We start from the raw sequence: 24,039 nt of genomic DNA, 5'->3' as shown, positions 1-24,039 counted from the left end.
GCGCCGGTCGCCGCGGTCGCCCGCGGATCGCGATCGGCTCGACCCGACGTGGACAATGATCACGGGCCCTCTTCCGGGCCCGTGTCTCCTCGCTCCGCACCGGGTCTTCGTCTCTCCGTCAATCTTACTGTGCGCTGGCGGCAGAAACGCCACTCGGCACCCTCGCAAAGCGGCTGAGAACTCCGTAGCGGGCCGAACCGCGCCGTCCGCGACTCCCCCTACACGCCAACCCTCGATCGAGGGCGGCGCCGGCCGACGGGTGCACCCGCTGCCGGGCGGGTCGGGGGGTCGCGTACCGGCGGGCGGTGCCGTACGTTTGCGGCGGTCCCGACGCGGGCTTGATCTTTCCTGGCTGAAACCGGACGATCGTCCCGATCGACTCCCACACGTGCTCTTAAGAGGTGACCTCAGATGGGGCTGGACAACGTCGCGGTGCACTGGCCGCGGACCGGCCGCTTCTACGATCCGGTCGCACCGGCCGAGTTCGTCGACTTCGGCGAGATCGTCGATGTGCCGCAGATCTCCGCGCCGACCGCCGCGCTGGCGGAGCTGATCGCGAAGACCGGCACAGTCCGGGCGACCGCGTACACCGAGCTGGTGGATCTGCTGCTCGGCCTGGAGGGTGTGCTCTACGCCACAGACGCCGCGGCCGAGGACGAGGACCCGGTGATCGACCCGGACGGGTGCGCCTGGATCGCCGACGGCATCGAGCGGTTCGTCGCCGGGCATCGCCCGCACGGCGAGGCGGTGACGTTCGAGTCGGTCAGCTCCGTGCTCCGATCGCTGCTCGGCGACGGGCGGCTGGCCGAGCAGCAGCTGCGGTGGTTGGACGGCCGGCTGGACGCGCTGCGCGACGAGAGCGGCGACCCCCCGCAGTGGAACTTCACCTGCGCCGAGCTGAGCGTGCTCGCGGCGTTCTACCGGCGCTGCGCGGACCGCGGCTTCGCCGTCTACGCCGAGTCGGAGGCACCCCGCCGGGCCCCGCAGCCCTGACGAACCCGCTATCCGGCGGCGTCGGCGCCGGCCCGGTTCGCGGCGTCGGTGCCGGCCCGGTTCGCGGCGGCGATGACGTCGGTGAGCGCGGCGTGCAGCTGACGCAGGTCGTCGAGGGGCAGGCCGAGCCGCGACACGATCGCCGGGGGGATCCGCTCGGCCTCGGCCCGCAGCGCCTTGCCGCTGGCGGTGAGCGTGACCGCGAGGCTCCGCTCGTCGGCGACGTCGCGTTCCCGGCGCAGGTGCCCGGCCGCCTCCAGCCGCTTCAACAGCGGTGAGAGCGTGCCCGGGTCGAGCTGCAGCAGGCGGCTGAGCTCGCGCACGGAGAGCGGGGCGTGCTGCCAGAGCGCCAGCATCACCAGGTACTGCGGGTGGGTCAGCCCCATCGGCTCCAGCAGCGGCCGGTAGACCGCGACCACACCGCGTGCGGCGACCGAGAGCGCGAAGCACACCTGCTGCTCCAGCGCCAGGGGATCCCCGTCGAGCTGTTCGGCCACCCGTCAACCTCCTGTCGGTGTTGCGATCGTACCAACGGTTGGTGTACCAATTATTTGTACACCAACCGCCGTTGCGGGAGAGGCGAGGCGATGAGTGACGAGAAGCCGACCACCAGAAGCCCCGGCGAGGGCGGCCGACTCATGGCCTGGGCGTTCCGCAACCTGGCGGGCCCTCCCGAGGTGCAGGGCGCGGTGCAGGGCGGCTCGACCCACGCCCGGGAGGCGTGGAAGGACGACCTCGAGCGACGCAAGCAGTGGAGCCGCGAGCAACGGGAACGCAAGCGCGCCGAGCGGGAGGCCCGGCGCATCGGTCGTTGACCGCTCAGCCGTACGTGTCGCGGGGGCCACGACCCCGTACCCGGCGCGGCCCGCGGGACCACGACGGCGCCGCCGGGCCGTGGATGTGCAGCTTGCGCACCACGTTGTGGCCGACCTCTTTGGCGATCTGCTTCAACAGTGATCCGGCGAGCAGCCGCAGCTGGGTCGCCCAGGCGGTGGAGCGGGCCTCCACGGTCAGCTCGCCGTTCTCCAGCTTCACCGGCCGGCTGTTCTGAGCCACCTCGGCGCCGACCACCCGCTCCCAGGCGCCGAAGACGGTCGCCTCGGCGGCGGGCTGCTGCCAGCCACGGGCCTTGACCAGTCGGTTCAGCACCGCGCCGAGCGGCTGCGGATCCCGCGGATCAGGGCCCGGGCCCGAGTAGCCGCGCAGCCGCCGCTCTCCACCCCCGGCTGCGCCGGTCCCGCCCGGCCCGCCGCGCCGGCGGGTCCGGTTGGCCTCCCGCCGGGCCTTCGCCGCGTCCAGCACAGCCCGCGCCAGCTCCGGCCCCGCCACGCCGTCCGCCACGTCCGCCCCGCCGGCCGGGTCCGCCTTGCCGGCGGGGTCCGCCTTGCCGACTGGGTTCCGCTTGCCCGCCGGGTCCGACCGGCCCGCTGGGGTACCGCCCGCGGCGGGACGTTCCGGCTCATCCGGCACGGCGCACCATCCCCTCGCCCACCTCGTACCGGGCGCCGCGCAGGGCGGCCGGTACGTCGTCGTCGACCGCGCAGGTGACCACGAGCTGGCTCGCACCGCCGACCAGCTCCGCCAGCCGCTCGCGGCGCCCGGCGTCCAGCTCGGCGAAGACGTCGTCGAGCACCAGCACCGGCTCGATCCCGTCGGCGCGCAGCAGGTCGTAGCCGGCCAGCCGCAGGGCCAGCGCGAACGACCAGGACTCGCCGTGGCTGGCATACCCCTTCGCGGGCAGCGGGCCGAGAGTGAGGGCCAACTCGTCGCGGTGCGGGCCGACCAGCGTGGTGCCCCGCTCGATCTCCGCTGACCGGGAGTCGGCCAGCGCGGTGGTCAGCGCCTCGGCCAGCACCGCCCGGTCCGTGGTCGGCTCGGCCAGCTCCACCGAGGGCCGGTAGGCGATGCCGGCCGCGCCCCGTCCGGCGGCCACCGCGTCGTACGCCTTGGCCACATGCGGCGCCAGCGCGGCGACCAGTTCCAGCCGACCGGCGAGCAGCTCCGCGCCGTGCTGGGCCAGGTGGGTGTCCCAGACAGCCAGGGTGGAGAGGTCCCCACCGCGCGTCCCGCCGGTCTTGCGGGCCAGGTACGCGGTGCGGAGCAGGGCGTTGCGCTGCTTCACCACCCGCTCGTAGTCGGCCCGCACCCCGGCGAACCGGGGCTGGCGGCTGACCAGCAGGTCGTCCAGATAACGGCGACGCTCGGCCGGGTCGCCCCGGACGAGTTCCAGGTCCTCCGGGGCGAAGAGCACCAGCCGCAGCGCGCCGAGCACGTCGCGGGCCCGCCGGGCCGGTGAGCGGCCGAGCCGGGCCCGGTTGGCCTTGCCCGGGACGATCTCCAACTCGACCAGCAGCTCCCGGCCGTCGTGCACGACCGCGCACCTGATCACCGCCGAGCCGGCGCCCATCCGCACCAGCGGCGCGTCCGTGGCGACCCGGTGGCTGTCCAGGGTCGCCACGTAGCCGAGCGCCTCGACCAGGTTCGTCTTGCCGACGCCGTTCGCGCCGATCAGGACGTTCGTCCCCGGCTCCAGGTCCACGCCGACGCGCTCGTACGAGCGGAAGTCGACCAGTTCAAGCCGGCGGACGTACACAGGTTGTGGATACCGCTCAGCGCTTGTGGACGGCGTGCCCGCCGAACTGCTGGCGCAGCGCGGCGACCGCCTTCATCGCGGGCGAGTCGTCCTGGCGGGAGGCGAACCGGGCGAAGAGCGAGGCGGTGATGACGTTGAGCGGCACCGCGAGCCGGACCGCCTCGTCGACCGTCCAGCGGCCCTCGCCGGTGTCCTCGGTGTAGCCGCTCAGCTCGGCCAGCTCCGGGTCCTCGTCGAGGGCCCGGTCGAGCAGATCGAGCAGCCAGGACCGGACCACCGTGCCCTCGCGCCAGGACTTGAACACCCCGGGCACGTTGGTGACCAGCTCGGAGGCGGCGAGCAGCTCGTAGCCCTCGGCGTAGGCGTGCATCAGGCCGTACTCGATGCCGTTGTGCACCATCTTGGCGTAGTGCCCGGCGCCGACCGGCCCGGCGTGCACGAAACCGAACTCGCCCGCCGGCTTGAGCGACTCGAAGATCGGCATCAGCCGCTCGACGTGCTCCTGGGCGCCGCCGACCATCAGCGCGTAGCCGTTCTGCCGGCCCCAGACGCCGCCGGAGACGCCGACGTCGATGTAGCCGATGCCGCGCTCGTTGAGCCGCTCGGCCCGGGGGGCGTCGTCGCTGAACCGCGAGTTGCCGCCGTCGATGATGATGTCACCGGCACCGAGGACGGCGGCCAGCTCGTCGATGGTCGCGTCGGTCACGCCGGCCGGGACCATCACCCAGATCGCCCGCGGCGACTCGAGCTTCTCGGCCAGCGCCGCGAGGGACGGCACGTCGCTCAGCTCCGCGTTGTGGTCGAAACCGACCACCTCGTGCCCGGCGGCGCGCAACCGCTCACGCATGTTGCCGCCCATCCGGCCGAGTCCTACCAGGCCGAGCTGCATCGTTCCTACCTCCGGTGTGACTGTTTTGCGAGCGCGATCAGCGGGACACGCGGATCGGCATGATGAGGTACCGGTACCCGGGGATGACCTCGCCATCCTCGCCGGCGGGCGAAATCACCGCGGGCTTGAAGGCGTCGACGAACGAGAGCATCGCGGTCTGCGCGCCCAGGTTGGCCAGACCGTCGATCAGGTACTGCGGGTTGAAGCCGATGGTCAGCGAATCGCCGGTGAAGGTGGCCTCCATCGCCTCGCTCGCCCGCGCCTCCTCGGAGCCGCCGGCCTCGACCACGAGCCCGTCGGCGCTGAAGCTGAGCAGCACCGGGGTGGTCCGCTCGGCGACCAGCGCGACGCGCTTGACCACCTCGATCAGGGTGCTGACCGACAGCCGGGCCTCGGCGTTGTGGCTGGCCGGGAAGAGCGAGCGGACCGGCGGGTAGTTGGCACCGTCGAGCAGCCGGCTGGTGGTACGCCGGGTTCCGCCGGCGAAGCCGATCATGCCCTCGCCCGCGCCACCGGTGGCGAGCGCCAGAGTGACCTCGCCGCCGAGCGGGCCAAGCGCTTTGGCGGTGTCGTGCAGGGTGCGCGCCGGCACGAGGGCGTTGAGGCTCACCTCGGGGTCGTCCGGCCGCCACTGGATCTCGCGCAGCGCCAGCCGATAGCGGTCGGTGGCGAGCATCGCCAGCGTGCCGCCGCTCAGCTCGATCCGGACGCCGGTCATCATCGGCAGGGTCTCGTCCCGCCCGGCGGCGACGGCCACCTGGGCGACCGCGGCGGCGAAGGTGGCCGCCTCGACCGTGCCGGCGCTCTCCGGCATCTCCGGCAGCGACGGGTAGTCCTCCACCGGCATGGTGGGCAGGGTGAACCGGGCGCTGCCGCAGACCAACTCGAGGTGGGCACCGACCGCGGCGATGTCGACCGGCTTGGCCGGCAGCGCCTTGGTGATCTCGGCGAGCAGGCGGCCGGAGACCAGCGCGGCCCCGTCGGCATCGCCCTGCACCTCGACGGTGACCTGGCTGGAGACCTCGTAGTCGAACCCGGACACCTGCAGGTTGCCGTCGGTGACCCGGAGCATCACACCGGCCAGCACCGGTACGGAAGGCCGGCTGGGCAGGCTCTTCGCGGTCCACGCCACGGCCTCGGCGAGCGCGTCGCGCTCCACTCGGAACTTCATCAATGCCTCCGCGTCGACGTCAGCCACAACTCTCTCATGCCGACCGCTGCCTACCGACCCGCCCGACCGTGCGGGTACCCATCGCACCTTAGGGCGCGGGGGCATCGGCTGTGCGCCCGACCCCGGTGCCGGGGTTGGTGCTCACCTCGGTCCGGCAGCGTCCGGCCCGATCCACAGAAAGTCCAACGGTGATGATTGGTTTTTGTTCTTTTAGAAGAGATAACTCATCGTCTTCATCGCACCTGTGCAAACTGTGGAGAACCGACGTCCGCGCAGGTGAGACAGGTTATCCACCGGTGTGCAGGCTGTGGAGAACCGGGGTGCGAACCCGTGCCGTGGTCCACAGGCCACCGCCGGCGGCTCGTTGTCCACCGTTGTCCACCGGTTGTCCACCGGTAATCCACCGACTTTCTCCCCAGACCTGTGGACCGTCCGGGTCGTCTCGTGGACCGTCATCCCCAGAACCTTCAACAGGTCGCCCACAGGGCGGTCGTCATCGGTGGATGACGGTGCGGTTGTCCCCAGCCGTCCACAGCACTGTCCCCAGGGTTTCTCCACAGGCTGTGGGTAACTGGGAGCGGACCGACCGTAGTTATCCACCGACGGTGGATAACTGGATGTGGACAACGATCGTCGGCGGTGTCGGTCACGGGTTCAATGCTGCGGGCTCGACCGACTCGAGGGTCAAGTTCACCGGGTGTGGAAAACAGAAAAACCCGGCCGTGGGCGCGGCCGGGCGGAGGGTGCGGCCCGTCGTCGGTCTCCCGCCGGCAGGCGTACGCGCCTCAGGTGTTCTGCTTGATCCGGTTGGTCAGCTCGGCGATCTGGTTGTAGAGCGACCGGCGCTCGGCCATCTGCTGCCGGATCTTGCGGTCGGCGTGCATCACCGTGGTGTGGTCCCGGCCGCCGAACGCCTGGCCGATCCGGGGCAGCGAGAGGTCGGTCAACTCCCGGCACAGGTACATCGCCACCTGACGGGCGTTGACCAGTACCCGGGACCGGGAGTGCCCGCGCAGGTCCTCCAGGCTCACCCCGAAGTAGTCAGCCGTCGACGCCATGATCTGGTCGGCGTTGATCTCCGGCCCGGCGCCGTCGGGCATGAAGTCCCGGAGGACCTCCTCGGCCAGTGACAGCTCGACGGTCGACCGGGTCAGGCTGGCGAACGCGGTCACCCGGATCAGCGCGCCCTCCAGTTCCCGGATCGAGTTCGACACCCGGGAGGCGATGAACTCCAGCACGTCCGGCGGGGCGTACATCCGCTCCTGCGCCGCCTTCTTCTGCAGGATCGCGATCCGGGTCTCCAGGTCCGGCGGCTGGATGTCGGCCAGCAACCCCCACTCGAACCGGGTTCGCATCCGGTCCTCGAGGGTGGCGAGCTGGCGCGGCGACCGGTCGGAGGTGATCACGATCTGCTTGTTGGCGTTGTGCAGGGTGTTGAAGGTGTGGAAGAACTCCTCCTGGGTGCGCTCGCGGTTCTCCAGGAACTGGATGTCGTCGATCAGCAGGATGTCGACGTCGCGGTAGCGCCGCTGGAACGCGCTGGTCTTGTCGTCCCGGAGCGAGTTGATGAAGTCGTTGGTGAACTCCTCGGTCGAGACGTACCGGACCGAGCGGGCATTGCCGAGGGTCGTGGCGTAGTGCCCGATCGCGTGCAGCAGGTGGGTCTTGCCCAGCCCGGAGTGACCGTAGATGAAGAGCGGGTTGTAGGCCTTCGCCGGTGACTCGGCCACCGCGACCGACGCGGCGTGCGCGAACCGGTTGGACGAGCCGATGACGAACGTCTCGAACATGTACTTCGGGTTCAGCCGGTTGCCGCCGGTGTCGGCGCCGGGCAGCCGGCGGTCGTCCCGCATCCCGGTCCGGTGATCCGTGCCACCCCGGCCGGGCCCGCTGTCGGTCCCGCCGTCGCGCGGCAGCGCCCGGATCACGTGCTGGTCCCGGGGTGAGCCGGCGTCGTCGCGGTACCGGGGCTCGTACGGGCGGGTGTCCGAGCCCGGCGGGTTCAGCCGAGCGGCCTGCTCGTCGAAGCCGCGCCGCTCGGGCGCCGGCCGGGGCGCCGGCGGCTCGGCGAAGACGGCACTGAACAACGTCTCCTGCGCGTCCCGCCCGGCCAGCCCGGGGTGGTGCCCGTCGCCGATCGGCGCCGCAGTCGGCGGCTCGGGGCTCTGCTCGGGCTGCGGCTGCTCAGGAAGCGACACTTCCGGTCGCTGGCTCACACCGGCCGGCTCGTCGAGCAGGGCGGCCGGCCCGCCGCGGGGATCGATCGGCTCCGACTCGGGCGCGCTGCGGTAGACGGTGCCCGCCGGGCGGCCGGTGGCGTCCTCGGCGACCCGGACGGTGACCGCGACCTGGATCGGCCGGCCCAGCCGGCGGGTGAGCGCCTCGGTGATCGCCGGCCGCAGGCGTGACTCGATCACGTCGCGGGTGAAGGCGTCCGGCACGGAGATCAACGCGGTGTCCTCGACGATGGCCCGCAGCCGGGTCAGTCGGAGGTAGGCCCGCTGCTGGGCGGAGATGATCTCGTCGGCGAGCTCGTCCGTCGCCGCCGTCCACACCGCGGCAAGGTCGGTCGTACCGGCCACCGTCGTGCCACCCCCTCGCTTCTGCTCCCCGGCCGCCGCTGTCTGCCAGCCGGCCGTCCCGGGCCCGCCGCATTCGCGCGGGTGGTCCATCACCACCCGAGCGGCCGAATGGCCGACCGGTCGTCATCCACAAGTTATCCACAGCCTGTGTACCGACCGATTGTGGCCGTTCGTCGGTTCCGGGTGGGACCTGCCCCTGCCTGAACGGGCGCTGAAGCGGGTACACCGTGCCGAACGATTCACTACCTTGTCCGGTCTTGCCGGTCGACGACGACTGCACCCCCGACGCCGACCGCAATCGGGCACGGTAACAGCGTTGTCCCTGCGCCATCAACCGTCGGCGCGGCCCGGCCGTTGTCGGCATCAGTGAAAACCGCCGCTTCGGTCCTCGGCGCGTCCGGGTGGATCCCGGCTGAGCTGTTTGACGGTCATTGCGCCCCTGCGTAGGCTGGAGCGGCTGCTCTCTCGCCCTCTGCTAGGGTGATGGGTGCTTGCTGTCCGCGGTCGCATCCCCGCACTGCCGAGGTCCCGCTCCGCCGGGCAGCACCGAACGGGGGCCACCGCCGAGGTGGCCTGAACCACCCCACGACCCCGGCGATCCCGTCGCGCGGGGCGCGTACGAAAACGGAGAGCCTGACGTGAGCAAGCGCACCTACCAGCCGAACAACCGCCGGCGCGCGAAGACCCACGGCTTCCGGCTGCGCATGCGCACCCGTGCCGGCCGTGCCATCCTCGCGAACCGCCGTTCCAAGGGTCGTACCACCCTGTCGGCCTGAGGCCGACCGGGTAGGTCCGGGGGACGTGGGCAGTCGTGCTGGCGGCCGCGCAACGACTGCGGCGCAGTACTGACTTCGCCGCAGCGGTCCGGGGTGGCCGACGCGCCGGCCGAGGCGCCGTCGTGGTCCACCTGACCCTGCCGGCCTCCCCTGAACCAGAGACACCGACCTCGCCGGAGCCGGCGCGGACCACCGGTGCGGAGCAGCCCTCCGCCCCGACCCGCGCCGGCTTCGTCGTGTCCAAGGCCGTCGGGCCCGCCGTGGTACGCAACCGCGTCCGCCGCCGGCTCCGGCACCTGGTCCGCGAGCGCCTCGCCGCGCTGCCGGCCGGCAGCACGCTGGTCGTCCGGGCCCTGCCGGCGGCCGCGGACGCGTCCTATCCGACGCTCGGCGCTGACCTGGATGCCGCGATCACCGCGGCTCGGGCCGGGCGAGGGCGGCGCCGATGAGCGCCGACCCGACCGCCCCCCGGCCGAGCAGCGCCGCCGCCCGTGTGCTGATCGGGCCCATCATCGCGTACCGTCGGTGGATAAGTCCGGCACTGCCGGCCCGCTGTCGGTTCTACCCGTCGTGCAGTGCGTACGCCCAGGAGGCGGTGGCCCGGCACGGCGCGGTCCGCGGAGCCGCCCTGGCGGTCCGGCGGCTGTTGCGCTGCCACCCCTTCCACCCTGGTGGACATGACCCGGTGCCGGAGCCGGGCGGTCGCCGCCGTGCCGATGTGACTGGAGCCTGAGAATTGTTCAGTCTGGACTGGATCTACTACGCGATCTCGTGGATCCTGCTGACCTGGCACTCCGCCTGGGACGCCATCGGGATCCCGGTCGGCGCGGTGATCGGCACGAACTTCGCCTGGATCCTGGCCATCATCTTCCTGGTGGTCACCGTCCGGGTGATCCTCTTCCCGGTCTTCGTCAAGCAGATCAAGTCGCAGCGCGCGATGCAGGCGTTGCAGCCACAGGTCAAGGCCCTGCAGGAGAAGCACAAGGGTGACCGGGAGACGCTCCAGAAAGAGATGATGGAGCTCTACCGGAAGGAAAAGGCCAACCCGTTGATGGGCTGCCTTCCGATGTTCCTCCAGATTCCGGTCTTCCTCGGCCTCTTCCACGTGCTCCGCCGGCTCGACCCGGCCAAGCAGGCCAAGACCCTCTACGGCTGGTCGGTCGAGCAGTTCGACAGCGCCTCGCAGGCGAAGCTCTTCACCGCCCCGATCGCCGGCAAGTTCGGCTCGACCGCGGACGAGCTGGCCCGGCTGAACGCCAACGGCACCACGGTAAAGATCATCGCCGGCATCCTGGTCCTGGTGATGATGGGCACCACCTACCTCACCAGCCGCCAGATGATCCTGAAGACCGGCTGGGCCGAGGACCCGCAGCAGCGGATGATCCAGCGGCTGATGCTCTACGGCATCCCGCTCTCCCTGCTCGTCTCCGGCGCCATCTTCCCGATCGGCGTGATCATCTACTGGGTCACCAACAACCTCTTCACCCTCGGTCAGCAGCAGTGGGTGCTGCGCAAGTACCCGCCGCCGCCCACCGCCAACAAGGCCACCTCGGGGGCCCGCAACCCCGTCCAGCCGGCCAAGTCGGGCGGTCTGTTCGGGCGTGGTAAGCCGGCCCCGCAGGTGCCGGCCAAGGCGACCGCGCCGAAGATCGCCGGGCCGAAGCCGGGCGCCAAGCCGATGAACCCGAAGAAGGGACGCCCCGCCAAGCGGCAGGGCTGAGCTGAGTACGGGCCGCCGCCGGGTGACCGACGGCGGCCCGTTCCGCACCGTGCAGCCGCCGTACGGCCGGCGCCGGCGGAATGCGCCGCGCATCGCGCGGCCGCGGGCGACACTGCCCGTAAGACGTGCCCGCGGGCACCGGCGACCTCCCGCCGGCCCCGGGAAACCAGCGGACCCGACGGTCCGGCCGAGCGAGTACGGAGATGAGACCGTGACCGACACCAGCATCCCCCGCGCCGACGAGTCCCTGGACGAGGAGGAGACCGCCCCGATCGCGGCGAACGGCGACACCGAGCCCGAGGAGACCGAGGTCGAGGAGACCGAGGTCGAGGCGGGCCGGGAGAAGCGGAGCGCGGCCGACAGCGACCTGTTCCGGCAGAGCGAGATCGCCGCCGACTACGTCGAGGGCCTGCTCGACATCCTCGACTACGACGGCGACATCGACGAGCTGGTCGCCGGCGGGCGCCCGATGGTCGAGGTCGTCGGTGCCCGGCTGCAGAACCTCGTCGGTCAGCGTGGCGCCACCCTGGAGGCGCTCCAGGAGCTGGCCCGGCTCGCCGTCTTCCGGCAGACCGGCACGCCGAGCCGGCTGCTGCTCGACGTGGGGGGCTACCGGGCCAACCGGCGCAAGGAACTCGCCGCGGTGGCCAAGAACGCGGTGGAGAAGGTCAAGGAGTACGGCGAGGCCGTCCGGCTGGAGCCGATGTCCGCCTTCGAGCGCAAGTGCGTGCACGACGTTGTCAACGCGATGACCGGCGTCGAAAGCGAGTCCGAGGGCGTCGAGCCGAACCGGCGCATCATCGTCCGGCCGGTGGACTGACCGGGTGACCCACGACGACACCGCGGCGGGAGCCGTGGCCGGCCCGGGTGGCACCTCACCCGGGCCGTCGGCTGTCCGGCCCGGTGACCACTCCGGCGACCCCGACGTTCCGCCTGAGGCCGCGGCGGAGGGCGGAGCGTCGACCGTGCCCGCGCCGTCCGACGCCGCGCTGCCGCCGGAGCTGGCCGGTGCGGCCCGTACCCTCTTCGGCGACCGCCTCGACGTGGCCGCCGCGTACGCCGAACTGCTGGCGACCGACGGGGTGCTGCGCGGCCTGATCGGCCCGCGGGAGGCCCCCCGGATCTGGGACCGGCACCTGCTGAACTGTGCCGCCGTCGCCGAGCGGATCCCCGAGGGCGCGACGGTCCTCGACGTCGGCTCCGGCGCGGGCCTGCCCGGCCTGGTGCTGGCGATCGCCCGCCCGGATCTGACGGTGACCCTGATCGAACCACTCGCCCGACGTACCTCCTTTCTGGTCGAGGTCGTCGAGGAGCTCGGTCTGACCAAGACCACCCGGGTGTTCCGCGGCCGGGCCGACGAGGCCGCGAGCGGTACGACCGGTGCGGCCCCGCTCAGCGGCGACGTGGTCACCGCCCGGGCCGTCGCGCCGCTGGACCGGCTCGCCGCCTGGTGCCTCCCCCTGGCGGTACGGGGTGGCCGGCTGCTGGCGCTCAAGGGCGCCTCGGCCGCCGAGGAGATCGCCGAGCACGCGGCTGTGGTGGCGAAGCTCGGCGGCGGCGCGCCGACGGTGCGGCACTGCGGCGTCGACGTCATCGACCCGCCGACCACGGTGGTGGAGGTCGTCCGGGAGCGCCTGGTGGGCCCGCGTCCGAAGGCCAGCCGGAAGTCCCGGGGCGGTCGGCCCCGCGGGCGCTGACCACCCGTCCGTTCCTTCAGGAGCCACGCGGGCGGTGCCGAGCCGCACCGCCCGCGGCGGCGATCGTGATCGACCAATGGTTCGGGTCTTGTCACCGGCTTCCCGGTCGATGGTTCTGTCGTTGAACCGGTGCGGGTGGACCGAAGGGATGAGAACCCGACGTGGACCGGCCGCGCCCGTCCACCGTAGGCTGACCGCGCGTCGATAGTGTGGAGCGGGCGGCGACGGAAGTTGTTGGTCCCGGCCGCTCCCGCCGGGCCGCGGGCTCCGCGGGACGAGCGCGGGCGTGGCCAGTTGACGGGGTGCGGACCGACCATCCGAAGCGGGCAGGGATGACAGGTGCATGACGACGGCAGGTACGACGATCCACGCGTGACCGGGTCGGCCAACGACCATGTTTCACGTGAAACCGGCTACCCGAGTTGGTCGCCCGACGGGGGCTCCGGAAACCCGGCGCCCCACCCGGTCGACGGCGACCCGGCGGCGCGGCGGGACCAACCCACCGTCGGCGGGGTGTCGGCCGGATCGGAATCGAGTGGCTCACCGGCCTCGCGGCGGGCTGCGGAGGGCACGTCGCGACCGGCGAACGCCCCCGCTGACGCACCGACCCAGCCCCGCCGGAACACGGCCGCCTCGGCCCGGTTCGAGCCGGCAGTGCCGCATCAGCCGACCCCCGACGCGGTACGCGACGCGGCCCCGGCGGCACCCGATGTCGCCACCGCTCCAGCCGAGCCGTACCCGGCGTCGCCGGCTGCTGACCCGTCGTCCGTTTCACGTGAAACGGACGTGGACGATGACCCACCGTTGGCTATGGAGGCGATGCGCGCCGTGCAGATCCTGAACCCCAGTGGCGAGGTGACAATGCCTCGGCCCGAGCGGACCCGGGTCATGTGCGTCGCGAACCAGAAGGGCGGTGTGGGGAAGACGACCACCACGGTCAACCTGGCGGTCGCGCTCGCGCTGCACGGTAACCGGGTGCTGGTGATCGACCTCGACCCGCAGGGAAACGCCTCGACCGGGCTGAACGTGCCGCACCACACCGGTGTGCCGGACGTCTACGACTGCCTGATCAACAGCGTGCCGCTCGACGACGTCGCCCAGGCGGTCGAGGGCATCCCCAACCTCTGGTGCGTGCCGGCCACCATCGACCTCGCCGGCGCGGAGATCGAACTCGTCTCCGTCGTCGCGCGGGAGTCTCGCCTCGACCGGGCGATCACCGCGTACCCCGGTCACTTCGACTACGTCTTCATCGACTGCCCGCCCTCGCTCGGCCTGCTCACGGTGAACGCCCTGGTGGCCGCGCAGGAGGTGCTCATCCCGATCCAGTGCGAGTACTACGCGCTGGAGGGGCTGAACCAGCTGATCAACAACATCAACCTGGTCCGGCAGCACCTCAACCCTCGGCTCGAGGTCTCCACCATCCTGCTCACCATGTACGACCGGCGTACCCGGCTGGCCGACGCCGTCGAGCAGGACGTACGTAACCACTTCGGCGACAAGGTCCTCCAGGCGGTCATCCCGCGCAACGTGCGCGTCTCCGAGGCGCCCAGCTACGGCCAGTCGGTGATGACCTACGATCCCGGGTCGCGGGGCGCGACGAGCTACTTCGAGGCCGCCCAGGAGATCGCCGAGCGGGGCGCCATGGAGCCGGTGAGCCGGAATGCGTAGTGCGGACGAGTCGTCGGGAGGCGAGGCATGAAGAACCGTCCTCGGGGCGGTCTGGGTCGAGGCCTGGGGGCGCTCATCCCGACCGGGCCGGTACCGGGCGCCGGTGCGATCACGGCTGAGCCCGAGAGCGGACCGGTCGCCGCCGAGCCGGTCAACGGGGCGGTAGCGCCGCCGAGCCCGGCCCCCGTTGCGGAGCAGCCTGAGTCGACGCTGAGCCCGGTGCCCGGCGCGCGGTTCGCGGAGATCTCGGTCGACGCGATCGTGCCGAACCCGAAGCAGCCGCGGCACGTCTTCGACGAGGACGCGCTGGAGGAGCTGAAGACCTCGATCCAGGAGGTCGGCTTCCTCCAGCCGATCGTCGTACGCCAGCTCGACGACGAGAAGTACGAACTGGTCATGGGTGAGCGCCGCTGGCGGGCCGCCCAGGCGGTCGGCCGAGAGAGCATTCCGGCGATCATCCGGGACACCCGGGACGACGCGATGCTCCGGGACGCGCTGCTGGAGAACATCCACCGGGCGAACCTCAACCCGCTGGAAGAGGCGGCCGCGTACCAGCAGCTGCTGGAGGAGTTCGGGGCCACCCACGAGGAGCTGGCCCGCCGGATCGGCCGCAGCCGGCCACAGATCTCGAACACCATCCGACTGCTGAACCTGCCCGCTCAGGTGCAGCGCCGGGTCGCCGCCGGCGTGCTCTCCGCCGGGCACGCCCGGGCGCTGCTGAGCCTGGACGACACCGAGGCGCAGGAGCAGCTCGCACTCCGCATCGTGGCCGAGGGGCTGTCGGTGCGGGCGACCGAGGAGATCGTCGCCCTGGCGCTGAGCGACGGGCCGGCGAAGACCCAGGCCGCCAAGCGGCGTACCAAGCCGCACGCGCCGGCGCTGACCGACCTCGCCGACCGGCTCTCCGACCGGTTCGACACCCGCGTCAAGGTGGACATCGGGCGGAGCAAGGGCAAGATCACTATCGAGTTCGCCACGGTCGACGACCTGGAGCGGATCGTCGGGATCATCGGGGTCGGCCAGGAGGAGTCCGCGACCGACTGAGCCGATCGCCAAACGGCCGCGCACCCGAACGGGGTGCGCGGCCGTTGTCGTTACCGTCGACCTTCCGGATCCGCCCTTCAGTGGATTTACCGGCGCGGCGCCGGGGCAGTTCCCCTCAGCGCGGCCGTCGGTCCGGTCGGCGGGCGGTGCTTGCCGGGCAGTTCCGTCAGCGCGGCCATCGGTCCGGTCGGCGGGCGGCGCATGCCGAGCAGTTCCCGTCAGGTCGCCCCTCGGTTCGGGCGTCAGGCGTATCCGCCCTGAGGTGCCCGCCAGTTGCGGAGAGCCGCTGTGCGATCGGGCCTGCACCCCCGTTTCACGTGAAACGGCTGCGGGGCGAATGCGCCGACCCGCCTCGGTGCTCCGCTCGCGCCATCCGCGAAGGCCGCTCGGCCCGGACTGTGCGTCATCGGGACGGCCCCGCTACGGAGGCGGGTGCGGCGACGCTGCCCGTCCCCGGGGTCGCGCCCGGGTCGGCACGACCCGGTGTCGTTCGGGCCAGGGCTGTTGTGGAGCGGTCTGCTGATGCGGTGCGGAGGGTTTCCACCCCTTCAGATCGCCCTGGCGCCTCGCATCCGCTCCGGACGCCTAACCGGCTGGGTCCGGCGCGGTCGAGCCGCTACCGGCCCGCTCAGGGGCCGGTACGGGCCATCGGGATCGGCCCAGGCGGAGCCTCGATCGAATTGCCATCTCTCTGCCACCCGGACTGCGGCGTCAGGGCCCCCGGGGCGTGACCGCCCGTCGTGGACCCCCGCCTCAAGATCGAGGCGGCGCGCCACGGAAATCGCCCTCTGGATTCGCCCCGCGCCCCGCGCCGGCCCGCCCCCGCCCCCGCCCGGCCGGAGGTCGCCTCGCCCGCCCTGTACCCCTCTGGCTCGACCCTGCCCGCTCCTGCCGCCCGGCTCGACCCTGCCCGCTCCTGCTGCCTGGCTCTGCCCCCCGGCTCTGCCCGCCCCGGCTCTGCGGGCCCGGGCTCTGCGGGCCCGGGCTCTGCGAGTCCGGGCTCTGCGAGTCCGGGGTCGGCGCGTCCGTCAGCGCGGACCTGAGCGGGGCTGCGCGACCCGCCAGGGACAAGGGCCGGTGCCGGAACCTCGGCCGACGGTCGCCCGTGCGGGCCGAGGAGCGATGCCGTGGGCGCCGCCGGGCGGCACCGGCTCTGCCGGGCACGGCAGATCGCGATTCTCAAGCCGAGATCCGGCGGCGCGCGTCGTGGGTGGCAACGCACCGAAAGGGGGTCTCCCTGTTTCACGTGAAACCGCGTCCGGTCCGGATTCAGATGCCGCCGCCACTCCGACCCGCCGTCGCCGGCTTCCCGTCACCCGGCCCCTCGTATATCCCACCCGGCGTCACCCGATCCCTCGTATCCCCGACCTGGCGCTCACGGCGGACCGTCGCCGCCTCGGACCGCCGCCGCGCGGCCTGGCCGGCCTCGGACCGCCGCCGCGTCGGACCGCCGCCGCGCGGCCTGGCCGGCCATCCGGCCCGGGGCGTCGAGCCGGTGCCTGCCCGCCTGCGCCGGTAGACGCCAGGCCGTCTCTCCGCGCCCGTGCCGCCGCTGCCCTGCGGCAAGGGCGACACCGGCGTTCCGAACCGGCGATCATCGAGCGCCAGAGGCGGCGCCGACCCTCTCCCGCGGGTCTCGCGCGCATAGCGAAGCCACGCTGGCGGTGGGCGCCGTTTCACGTGAAACAGGCCGCGACCCGGAGCGGCGCGTCCTCGACCCAGAGCGGTCGCGGAGCCGGCCAAAGTTATCCACACCGGTTTTCCACAGGCGACCGCAGTTTCACGTGAAACAGCGCGTGGAACGGGGTGTGGGCCTGTGGATGACGGGGCGTATTCGCGGCTGCGGAGGCCTGTGGATAACCGTGTGGACGGCCCGGCCCGGGCCTTCTGAGGTGCCGACGACAACCGCTGATTCGGGTAGGGACACCGGTGCTCGACTCGGTTAGGGTCAGCCTCGTGCCCGACACCCCTCCCGCAGTTCCGGATTTCACCCAGTGGCCCTCGTTCCCCTTCGAGGGCGACATCCGCGTCAAGCAGCTCGATGATCCGGTCCCGGTCGAACCGCCCCGCAAGGGCGAGGGCCCCCGGGAATGCACGGCGTGCAGCGCGCCCGACGACGCCTACATCTGGGTCGGCGAGCGGTGGCGGGTACGCGCGATGGACCGCCCGACCGGCCTCCCGATGGTCCTCATCCTGGAGTCCCGGTCTCACCTCGATCTCGGTGATCTGCCGAACCTGCTCGCCGCGGAACTCGGGGTGATGACCGTGCGGCTGGAGCGGGCGATCCGCTCGCTCGACGGGGTGGCGCGCGTGCATGTGAACCGCTGGGGCGACGGCTCCGCGCACCTGCACATGTGGTTCCTGGCCCGGCCCTACGGCCGTCTCCAGTTGCGGGGCACCTTCCTCCCGCTCTGGGACTCGATCCTGCCGCCGATCCCGGAATCTCAGTGGCGAGAGAATCTCGCGATGATCGCGGCCTGGCTCGCCGAGTTCGGCGGCCGTCCGCTGGCCGAGCCGCCGCGGATCCAGTGGCAGGCGCCGTCCAGCCTCACCGACAGCGCCCCCGTCAGCAGCCCCGAGGAGGAGGAGCCGACGTCGGTGATCGAGGCGGCCGAGGAGTACCCGGAGCCGGTGGCCGCAGCCGATTCCGAAGCCGGCCCCGACTCCGACTCCGACTCTGAGGCCGAAGCCGAGGCCGGAGCCGAGGCCGAAGCCGGTGCGGCGAGGGGTAAGCCGGCCGCCGAATAGGAGCGACGGTCAGGGCCCGTCGGGCGTCCCGGCCGCAGCCGAGGTCTGCGCCGGCGCTTCCCGGAGGCGGTCAGCGCCGGCGGGCGGCGGCCCGGGCCACCAACGAGCTGAGTACCCGCCCGAAGTCCAGGCCGTCGGCTGCCACCGCGAGGGGCAGCAGCGACGTCTCGGTCATGCCCGGCGAGACGTTCACCTCCAGCACGTGCGGTTGCCCGTCGGCGTCGACGATCAGGTCGACCCGGGACAGGTCCCGCAGGCCGAGGGCGGTGTGCGCGGCCAGCGCCACCTTGGCCACGGTTTCGGCCACCTCGGGCTCCAACCGGGCCGGCGTGTGCCAGGTGGTCCGGCCGGCCGTGTACCGGGCGGCGTAGTCGTACACCCCGTTGCGGGGCACGATCTCGACCGCCGGCAGCGCCCGGGGGCCGTCGCCCAGGTCGACCACGGAGACCGCGACATCCATCCCGGGGACGTACCGCTCGACGAGTGCCGTCGAGTCGTACGCGAAGCAGCCCACCATCGCGGCCGGCAGCGCCGCGGCGTCGCGGACCACGGCGGCGCCCAGGCCCGAGCCGCCCTGCGCGGGCTTGACCATCAGCGGCAGGCCGAGCCGGTCGACGATCCGGTCGAGCACCGCCACCGCACCCAGCTCGGAGAAGCGGTCGTGCGGCAGGGCGACCCAGTCCGGCGTCGGGATGCCCGCCTCGCGGAGCACCGCCTTCGCCGACGGCTTGTCCCAGGCCAGCCGGGACGCCCGCGCGTCGCAGCCGACGTACGGCACGTCGCACAGGTCGAGCACGCCGCGCAGCGAGCCGTCCTCGCCGGTCGCACCGTGCAGGGCGATCACCACCGCGTCCGGCGGATCGACGGCCAGTGCCGGCAGCAGCGCGACGTCGGCGTCCCGGAGCTCGACGTCCATGCCGACCGCGCGCAGCGCGTCGAGCACCCGGCGGCCGGAGCGCAGCGAGACGTCCCGTTCGTAGGAGAGCCCGCCGGCCAGCACCAGGACGCGCAGATCGTCGGTGACGGCGGGTGCGGTCACGGATTGTTCGGCAGCGGTCGTACCCATGCCGGAATCATGCCAAGTCGGGTCCCGGCGTGTCCGAGCCGGCCTGGCCCCGACGCGAGCCGGCCCCGCGCACGGTGCCGAAAACCCGGCGCATCGCGAGCTCCTGCTCCATCACCCCGGCCAGCCGGCGCACGCCCTCGCGGATCCGCTCCGGGGGCGGGAAGCTGAAGTTCAGCCGCATGTTGCCGCCACCGGTGCCGTCGGCGTAGAAGCCCGTCCCGGGAACGTAGGCGACCCGGGCGGCGACGGCGCGCGGCATCATCGCCTTGGAGTCGAGGCCGTCGGGCAGCGTGGCCCAGACGAAGAGACCCCCGCCGGGAGTGGTCCAGGTGGTGTCCGCCGGCATCAGGTCGGCGAGCGCGTCCAGCATCGCGTCGCGGCGCTCGCGGTAGACCTCGCGGTAGACCTTGAGCTGCTGCCGCCAGGGCATGGTGCCGAGGTACGTCGAGACGGCCGCCTGGGCGAAGCCGCTGGGGCAGAGGATCTGCGCCTCGCTGGCGATGACCAGCTTGTCGCGGACGGCGTGCGGAGCCAGGATCCAGCCCACCCGCAGCCCCGGCGCGAAGGTCTTGGAGAAGGTGCTGAGGTAGAAGACGCCTTCCCGCCGCCGGGCGCGCAGCGGCGCCGGCGCCTCACCCTCGAAGCCCAGCTGCCCGTACGGGTCGTCCTCGACCACCAGCAGGCCGGCGCGCTCGCAGATGTCGAGGACCCGTTCCCGGCGCTCCTCGGTCAGCGTCACACCGGTCGGGTTCTGGTAGGTGGGGATGGTGTAGAGGAACTTCACCCGCCGGCCGGCTCGGGCCAGGTCGGCGATGGCCGCCTCGAGCGCCTCGGGGATCAACCCGTCGTCGTCCATCGGCACGTGCACCACCTGCGCCTGGGCGGCCTGGAACACCCCGAGCGCGCCGACGTAGGTCGGGCCCTCGGCGAGCACCACGTCGCCCGGGTCGAGGAAGAGCCGGGCCACCAGGTCGAGCGCCTGCTGCCCGCCGACGGTCACCACCACGTCCTCCGGGGAGGCGCCGCACCCCGCGTCGATCCCGGAGAGCGCCATCACCTCGCAGATCCGCTCGCGCAGCTCCAGGGTGCCCTGGCCGATGCCGTACTGGAGGGTGGTCACGCCCTGCTCGGCGCCGAGTCGGCCCAGCATCTCGCCGACCGCGTCGAGCGGCAGCGCGGCGATGTAGGGCGCACCGCCGGCCAGCGAGACGACCTCCGGCCGGCTGGCCACCGCGAAGAGGGCCCGGATCTCCGAGGCGGTCATCCCCCGGACGCGGCGGGCGTACCGGTCGGTGTAGTCGTCGAGCGTCGTACCGGTCATGACATCACCTCGATCGCTGCGGGGCGGACTCCCGTTCGGGGCGTACCCGGGACACCGGCGACCATGGCGGCACGGGACGCCGAATGTCGATCCTAGTCGGCCGTGACCAGGGGCGGCGGTACGGACACGAGGATCGTCCATATCCCGGACGCGGTCACCCGCCGCGGTGAGGGTTCGCGCGTCCTCTCCCGTACGGTCGGTTGGCGGCGTACGATCGCTCGTCGGGGGCAGGAAGGCGGCGCTGTCGTTCCGTGCCGGGTTCAGCACCGAGCCTATTTGTGGGGATGCGCCATGTCGCGACGTCTGGTCAGCTTGACGCTGGACACCCTGGAGGATCTGCCCCGCCCGTGCCGGCAGTGCGTCTACTGGGAGCTCGACCCGGTCTCCGCGGACCGCGCCTGCGCCGCCGGCGATCCCGGCCTGGAGAAGGAGGCCTGGGTCTCCCAGACGCTGCTGGAGTGGGGCTCCTGCGGCAAGCTCGCCTACGTGGACGGCATGCCCGCCGGCTTCGTCATGTACGCCCCGCCGGCCTACGTGCCCCGCTCGATGGCCTTCCCCACCTCCCCGGTCTCCGCCGACGCGGCGCTGCTGATGACCGCCAACGTGGTTGCCGCCTTTGCCGGCGGAGGGCTCGGCCGGATGCTCGTGCAGGGCGTCGCGCGGGACCTGACCAAGCGGGGGATCAAGGCGATCGAGGCGTTCGGTGACGCGAAGTTCGGCGACGCCGACGACCCGGCCGGCGGCTGCGTCGCACCCGCCGATTTCTTCCTCTCCGTCGGGTTCAAGACGGTACGTCCGCACCCGCGCTTCCCCCGACTGCGCCTGGAGCTACGTACCGCGCTGAGCTGGAAGTCCGACGTCGAGTACGCGCTGGAGAAGCTGCTCGGTTCGATGAGCCCGGAGACGCTGCTCCGCCCGGTCCGCCCCGCCCCGGCCACCCGGTCGACCACCTCCGGCTGACCCGCCGGCCGCCGCGGCCCAGCCGGGCCGGCCAGCGCGGCTCAGTCGACCACCGTGCCGGCGGCGACCACCGCACGCAGCTCGCTGACGTCGATCGAGCCGGTCGGCACGTCCCGCTCGATCGGGAAGTACATCCGCTGCACGGCGGCCACGATCGCCTCCACCACCCGATCCCGGAACCGGGGATCCACCAGCCGGCCACGGTCCGCCGGGGAGGTCAGATAACCCAGCTCCACCCGGACCGCCGGCATCCGGGTCAGCCGGAGCAGGTCCCACGCCTTGGCATGGGTACGACAGTCGCGCAGCCCGGTACGCGCCACGATCTCCCGCTGCACCAGCCCGGCCAGCCGCTCACCGGTCGCCGAGGTGACCCCGTTGTCGGTGCCGTAGTGGTAGGTCGCCACCCCGTCGGCATCCGGATTGGCGTGCCCGTCGGTGTGCAGCGAGATGAACACGTCGGCGCCGAGGGCGTTGGCCAGCTGCGCCCGCTCGGTGTCCGGCAGGCACTCCCCGGGCGCCGGCCCGCGGGTGAGCTGCACCCGCACCCCGGCGGCGGCGAGCCGCCCCTCCAGCCGGCTGGCCAGGTCGTGGACCAGGTCGGCCTCGGTCCAGCGCAGATTCCCGTCGGGCACCACCACCCCCGGGTCCGTGCCGCCGTGTCCCGGGTCGATGACCACCGTCCGGCCGACCAGGGTCGGGCCGGACTGCCGGATCGCGTCGGACTCGCGCAGCCACTGTGGGCGGCCACCGACCACCTTGCGGCCCAGCCGGCGCAGCGCGTTCATGGTGTGCGGCCCGCACGAGCCGTCCGGGGTCAGCCCCACCTCACGCTGGAACTGGGCGACGGCCCGCGAGGTCCGTACGCCGTAGATCGCGTCCGCCCGGCCCGCGTCGTACCCCATCTCCAGCAGGCGCTCCTGCAGAGAGCGGACGTCCTCGCCGGTGAGCGGCTCGGGCACCGCGTGGTAGAGCGTGCGGGCGCCGAGTCGCCAGCGTGCGGCGTCCAGGGCCCGCCAGGTCTCCGCGCCGACCCGGCCGTCGACGCTCAGCCCGCGCGACTGCTGGAACGCCCGTACCGCCCGCTCGGTCTCGACGTCGAACTCGTCGTCGTGCGGAACGGTCGTCCTCGGGAGCAGGTCGAGACCGGTCAGGACCGTACGGATCTCCGTGACCGCGGGCCCGCGGTCACCGGGACGGATCGGACGCACGCACGACCCCCTCTGCACGGAAGCTGGCTGGCCGGGCGGCCCCGGCTTGAGGTTATGCGCTCCGGACCGGCGAGGTGGCTCGGGCGGAAAAAACGCCGGACCCCGCACCCGCCGTGAGGCGGATACGGGGTCCGGATGCTTTCAGCGCGGGTCAGAGCGCCGATTCGATGAGCTTCACCAGCTCGCCCTTGGGCTTGGCCCCGGCGATGGACTGCACCGGCTCACCGTTCTTGAACACGGTCAGGGTCGGCACGGACATCACCCGGTAGTTCCGGGCGGTCTCCGGGTTCTCGTCGATGTTGAGCTTGACGATGGTGACCTGGTCACCCATCTCGCCCGCGATCTCCTCGAGCAGCGGCGACACCTTGCGGCACGGACCGCACCACTCGGCCCAGAAGTCGACCAGCACCGGCTTGTCGGACTTCAGTACGTCGGCGGCGAAGCTCGCGTCGGTGACCGCCTTGGTTGTTCCCACTATGACCCTCCTCCGGGTGTGTTTCGGTTGTTCAGCCCTGCAGCGTGGCGATGAAGCGCTCGGCGTCGAGGGCGGCGGCGCAACCCGTGCCGGCGGCGGTGATCGCCTGCCGGTAGGTGTGGTCCACCAGGTCGCCCGCGGCGAACACACCCGGCACGTTGGTCCGGGTGGTCGGCGCCTCGACCTTCACATACCCCTCGTCGTCGAGCTCCACCTGCCCCCGGAAGAGTTCGCTGCGCGGGTCGTGCCCGATCGCGACGAAGACGCCGGTGACGTCGAGCACCTTGGTCTCGCCGCTGTGCACGTTGCGGAGGCGGACGCCGGAGACCTTACCGTCGGCACCGAGGATCTCCTCGACCGTGGAGTTCCACTCGACCTTGATCTTCTCGTTGTTCAGCGCCCGGTCGGCCATGATCTTGCTGGCCCGGAACGAGTCACGCCGGTGGATGATGGTGACCGAATCCGCGAAGCGGGTGAGGAAGCTGGCCTCCTCCATCGCCGAGTCACCACCGCCGACGACGACGATGTGCTGGTTACGGAAGAAGAAGCCGTCACAGGTGGCGCAGGAGGAGACGCCGTGGCCGAGGTACTCCTGCTCGCCCGGCACGCCCAGCGGGCGCCAGGCGGAACCGGTGGAGAGGATGACTGCGTGGGCGCGGTAGGCGGTCTCGCCGACCCAGACGGTGCTGACCGCGTGGGAGCCGGTGTCGCCGGTGTCGACCAACTCGACCCGGGTCACGTCGTCGGTGAGGAACTCGGCGCCGAACCGCTCGGCCTGCTTGCGCATGTTGTCCATCAGCTCGGGCCCGAGGATGCCGTCGGCGAAGCCGGGGAAGTTCTCGACCTCGGTCGTCGTCATCAGTGCGCCGCCGGACTGAACGCCCTCGATCACCAGCGGCTTGAGGTTGGCGCGCGCGGCGTAGACCGCCGCTGTGTAGCCAGCCGGCCCGGAGCCGATGATGATCAGGTTGCGGACCTCGTCCACTGCCGTCTCCCGAGTTGTGTGTGTTCGGCGTTCGGTGCGCACCGATGCCGATCCGAGTGCCGACCCCTGGAGAGAGCCGGCAGCTACTTGCGAAACTCATCGTACGAACCGGGAATTCCCGAGCCGGGCATCCGGTGGGTCAG

Annotated in this window: 23 protein-coding genes; 12 read left to right on the top strand and 11 right to left on the bottom strand. The window is 72.2% G+C overall.

All coding sequences use genetic code 11. The features are described from left to right. The first annotated feature begins 411 nt into the window (after positions 1-411). Positions 412-993, top strand: a complete 582-nt coding sequence (locus tag AB0C04_RS00965) for a hypothetical protein (RefSeq protein WP_357046629.1) — start codon at positions 412-414, stop codon at positions 991-993. Between the two features lie 8 nt (positions 994-1,001). Here the strand turns inward: AB0C04_RS00965 and AB0C04_RS00960 are convergent, their stop codons facing one another. After that, positions 1,002-1,490, bottom strand: a complete 489-nt coding sequence (locus tag AB0C04_RS00960) for a MarR family transcriptional regulator (protein ID WP_357046627.1) — start codon at positions 1,488-1,490, stop codon at positions 1,002-1,004. 90 nt (positions 1,491-1,580) lie between these two features. On the opposite strand from AB0C04_RS00960, the gene AB0C04_RS00955 reads away from it, so the two are divergent. Continuing rightward, positions 1,581-1,808 (top strand): hypothetical protein, encoded by a 228-nt coding sequence (locus AB0C04_RS00955; RefSeq protein WP_357046625.1) that lies wholly within the window; start codon positions 1,581-1,583, stop codon positions 1,806-1,808. Positions 1,809-1,812: 4 nt separating this feature from the next. On the opposite strand, the gene AB0C04_RS00950 is transcribed toward AB0C04_RS00955, so the two are convergent. From AB0C04_RS00950 to dnaA, 5 genes are all read right to left on the bottom strand, one after another. After that, positions 1,813-2,463 carry a DciA family protein gene (locus AB0C04_RS00950; protein ID WP_357046623.1) on the bottom strand — a complete coding sequence of 217 codons (651 nt, stop codon included), beginning with the start codon at positions 2,461-2,463 and terminating at the stop codon, positions 1,813-1,815. Then, entirely contained in the window at positions 2,453-3,586 is a 1,134-nt protein-coding gene (gene recF / locus AB0C04_RS00945; protein WP_357046621.1) for a DNA replication/repair protein RecF, read from the bottom strand. The genes AB0C04_RS00950 and recF overlap by 11 nt, the downstream gene beginning before the upstream one ends. 16 nt (positions 3,587-3,602) lie before the next feature. After that, entirely contained in the window at positions 3,603-4,475 is an 873-nt protein-coding gene (gene gnd / locus AB0C04_RS00940; RefSeq protein WP_357046619.1) for a phosphogluconate dehydrogenase (NAD(+)-dependent, decarboxylating), read from the bottom strand. Between the two features lie 37 nt (positions 4,476-4,512). Continuing rightward, entirely contained in the window at positions 4,513-5,646 is a 1,134-nt protein-coding gene (dnaN, locus tag AB0C04_RS00935) for a DNA polymerase III subunit beta (protein WP_357046617.1), read from the bottom strand. Between the two features lie 785 nt (positions 5,647-6,431). Continuing rightward, entirely contained in the window at positions 6,432-8,228 is a 1,797-nt protein-coding gene (gene dnaA, locus AB0C04_RS00930; protein ID WP_357046615.1) for a chromosomal replication initiator protein DnaA, read from the bottom strand. Between the two features lie 638 nt (positions 8,229-8,866). Here dnaA and rpmH point away from each other — a divergent pair. The 9 genes from rpmH (at position 8,867) to AB0C04_RS00885 (ending at position 17,881) form a co-directional block, all read left to right on the top strand. Continuing rightward, on the top strand, positions 8,867-9,004 hold the full coding sequence (gene rpmH / locus AB0C04_RS00925) for a 50S ribosomal protein L34 (RefSeq protein ID WP_350868681.1): 138 nt from the start codon (positions 8,867-8,869) through the stop codon (positions 9,002-9,004). A 35-nt stretch (positions 9,005-9,039) separates the two neighbouring features. Further along, positions 9,040-9,453 carry a ribonuclease P protein component gene (gene rnpA, locus AB0C04_RS00920; RefSeq protein ID WP_357046613.1) on the top strand — a complete coding sequence of 138 codons (414 nt, stop codon included), beginning with the start codon at positions 9,040-9,042 and terminating at the stop codon, positions 9,451-9,453. Continuing rightward, positions 9,450-9,737, top strand: coding sequence for a membrane protein insertion efficiency factor YidD (gene yidD, locus AB0C04_RS00915; protein WP_350868684.1), 288 nt, complete (start codon positions 9,450-9,452; stop codon positions 9,735-9,737). Before rnpA ends, yidD begins: the two co-directional genes overlap by 4 nt. 3 nt (positions 9,738-9,740) lie before the next feature. Next, the gene (yidC, locus tag AB0C04_RS00910; protein WP_357046611.1) at positions 9,741-10,724 is read left to right on the top strand and encodes a membrane protein insertase YidC; all 984 of its coding nucleotides are present in this window, start codon (positions 9,741-9,743) and stop codon (positions 10,722-10,724) included. 211 nt (positions 10,725-10,935) lie between these two features. Then, positions 10,936-11,544 (top strand): R3H domain-containing nucleic acid-binding protein, encoded by a 609-nt coding sequence (locus AB0C04_RS00905; protein ID WP_357046609.1) that lies wholly within the window; start codon positions 10,936-10,938, stop codon positions 11,542-11,544. A 145-nt stretch (positions 11,545-11,689) separates the two neighbouring features. Then, the gene (gene rsmG, locus AB0C04_RS00900; protein ID WP_357049028.1) at positions 11,690-12,421 is read left to right on the top strand and encodes a 16S rRNA (guanine(527)-N(7))-methyltransferase RsmG; all 732 of its coding nucleotides are present in this window, start codon (positions 11,690-11,692) and stop codon (positions 12,419-12,421) included. Positions 12,422-12,760: 339 nt separating this feature from the next. Next, entirely contained in the window at positions 12,761-14,089 is a 1,329-nt protein-coding gene (locus tag AB0C04_RS00895) for an AAA family ATPase (protein ID WP_357046607.1), read from the top strand. A gap of 27 nt (positions 14,090-14,116) precedes the next feature. After that, positions 14,117-15,133: a ParB/RepB/Spo0J family partition protein gene (locus AB0C04_RS00890; RefSeq protein WP_357046605.1), complete on the top strand. Its 1,017-nt coding sequence runs from the start codon at positions 14,117-14,119 to the stop codon at positions 15,131-15,133. A gap of 1,956 nt (positions 15,134-17,089) precedes the next feature. Continuing rightward, positions 17,090-17,881, top strand: coding sequence for a hypothetical protein (locus tag AB0C04_RS00885; RefSeq protein WP_357046603.1), 792 nt, complete (start codon positions 17,090-17,092; stop codon positions 17,879-17,881). Positions 17,882-17,951: 70 nt separating this feature from the next. Here the strand turns inward: AB0C04_RS00885 and AB0C04_RS00880 are convergent, their stop codons facing one another. Then, positions 17,952-18,947: a D-alanine--D-alanine ligase gene (locus tag AB0C04_RS00880; RefSeq protein WP_357046601.1), complete on the bottom strand. Its 996-nt coding sequence runs from the start codon at positions 18,945-18,947 to the stop codon at positions 17,952-17,954. A gap of 7 nt (positions 18,948-18,954) precedes the next feature. Further along, complete coding sequence (locus AB0C04_RS00875; RefSeq protein WP_357046598.1) at positions 18,955-20,268, bottom strand: PLP-dependent aminotransferase family protein; 1,314 nt, start codon at positions 20,266-20,268, stop codon at positions 18,955-18,957. Between the two features lie 291 nt (positions 20,269-20,559). On the opposite strand from AB0C04_RS00875, the gene AB0C04_RS00870 reads away from it, so the two are divergent. Beyond that, on the top strand, positions 20,560-21,228 hold the full coding sequence (locus AB0C04_RS00870) for a GNAT family N-acetyltransferase (RefSeq protein WP_350868698.1): 669 nt from the start codon (positions 20,560-20,562) through the stop codon (positions 21,226-21,228). Between the two features lie 41 nt (positions 21,229-21,269). Here the strand turns inward: AB0C04_RS00870 and AB0C04_RS00865 are convergent, their stop codons facing one another. The 3 genes from AB0C04_RS00865 to trxB all read right to left on the bottom strand — a co-directional run bounded on the left by AB0C04_RS00865 (position 21,270) and on the right by trxB (position 23,896). Then, positions 21,270-22,436 (bottom strand): N-acetylmuramoyl-L-alanine amidase, encoded by a 1,167-nt coding sequence (locus AB0C04_RS00865; RefSeq protein ID WP_357046595.1) that lies wholly within the window; start codon positions 22,434-22,436, stop codon positions 21,270-21,272. A gap of 151 nt (positions 22,437-22,587) precedes the next feature. Further along, on the bottom strand, positions 22,588-22,911 hold the full coding sequence (gene trxA / locus AB0C04_RS00860; RefSeq protein ID WP_350868700.1) for a thioredoxin: 324 nt from the start codon (positions 22,909-22,911) through the stop codon (positions 22,588-22,590). Between the two features lie 31 nt (positions 22,912-22,942). Further along, positions 22,943-23,896 carry a thioredoxin-disulfide reductase gene (gene trxB / locus AB0C04_RS00855; RefSeq protein WP_357046593.1) on the bottom strand — a complete coding sequence of 318 codons (954 nt, stop codon included), beginning with the start codon at positions 23,894-23,896 and terminating at the stop codon, positions 22,943-22,945. Positions 23,897-24,039: the final 143 nt, after the last annotated feature.

The organism is Micromonospora sp. NPDC048909 (assembly GCF_040649635.1).
Lineage (GTDB): Bacteria > Actinomycetota > Actinomycetes > Mycobacteriales > Micromonosporaceae > Micromonospora.
Note: the sequence above shows the minus strand (reverse complement) of the source record. Positions and strands in the feature narration are given on the sequence as shown.

Bases quoted from the DNA above. Each gene is read 5' to 3' on its own strand.
- AB0C04_RS00870 (WP_350868698.1), top strand. From the start codon at position 20,560: ATGTCGCGACGTCTGGTCAGCTTGACGCTGGACACCCTGGAGGATCTG.
- AB0C04_RS00890 (WP_357046605.1), top strand. From the start codon at position 14,117: ATGAAGAACCGTCCTCGGGGCGGTCTGGGTCGAGGCCTGGGGGCGCTC.
- AB0C04_RS00875 (WP_357046598.1), bottom strand. From the start codon at position 20,268: ATGACCGGTACGACGCTCGACGACTACACCGACCGGTACGCCCGCCGC.
- AB0C04_RS00880 (WP_357046601.1), bottom strand. From the start codon at position 18,947: ATGGGTACGACCGCTGCCGAACAATCCGTGACCGCACCCGCCGTCACC.
- dnaN (WP_357046617.1), bottom strand. From the start codon at position 5,646: ATGAAGTTCCGAGTGGAGCGCGACGCGCTCGCCGAGGCCGTGGCGTGG.
- AB0C04_RS00965 (WP_357046629.1), top strand. From the start codon at position 412: ATGGGGCTGGACAACGTCGCGGTGCACTGGCCGCGGACCGGCCGCTTC.
- yidD (WP_350868684.1), top strand. From the start codon at position 9,450: ATGAGCGCCGACCCGACCGCCCCCCGGCCGAGCAGCGCCGCCGCCCGT.
- AB0C04_RS00955 (WP_357046625.1), top strand. From the start codon at position 1,581: ATGAGTGACGAGAAGCCGACCACCAGAAGCCCCGGCGAGGGCGGCCGA.
- gnd (WP_357046619.1), bottom strand. From the start codon at position 4,475: ATGCAGCTCGGCCTGGTAGGACTCGGCCGGATGGGCGGCAACATGCGT.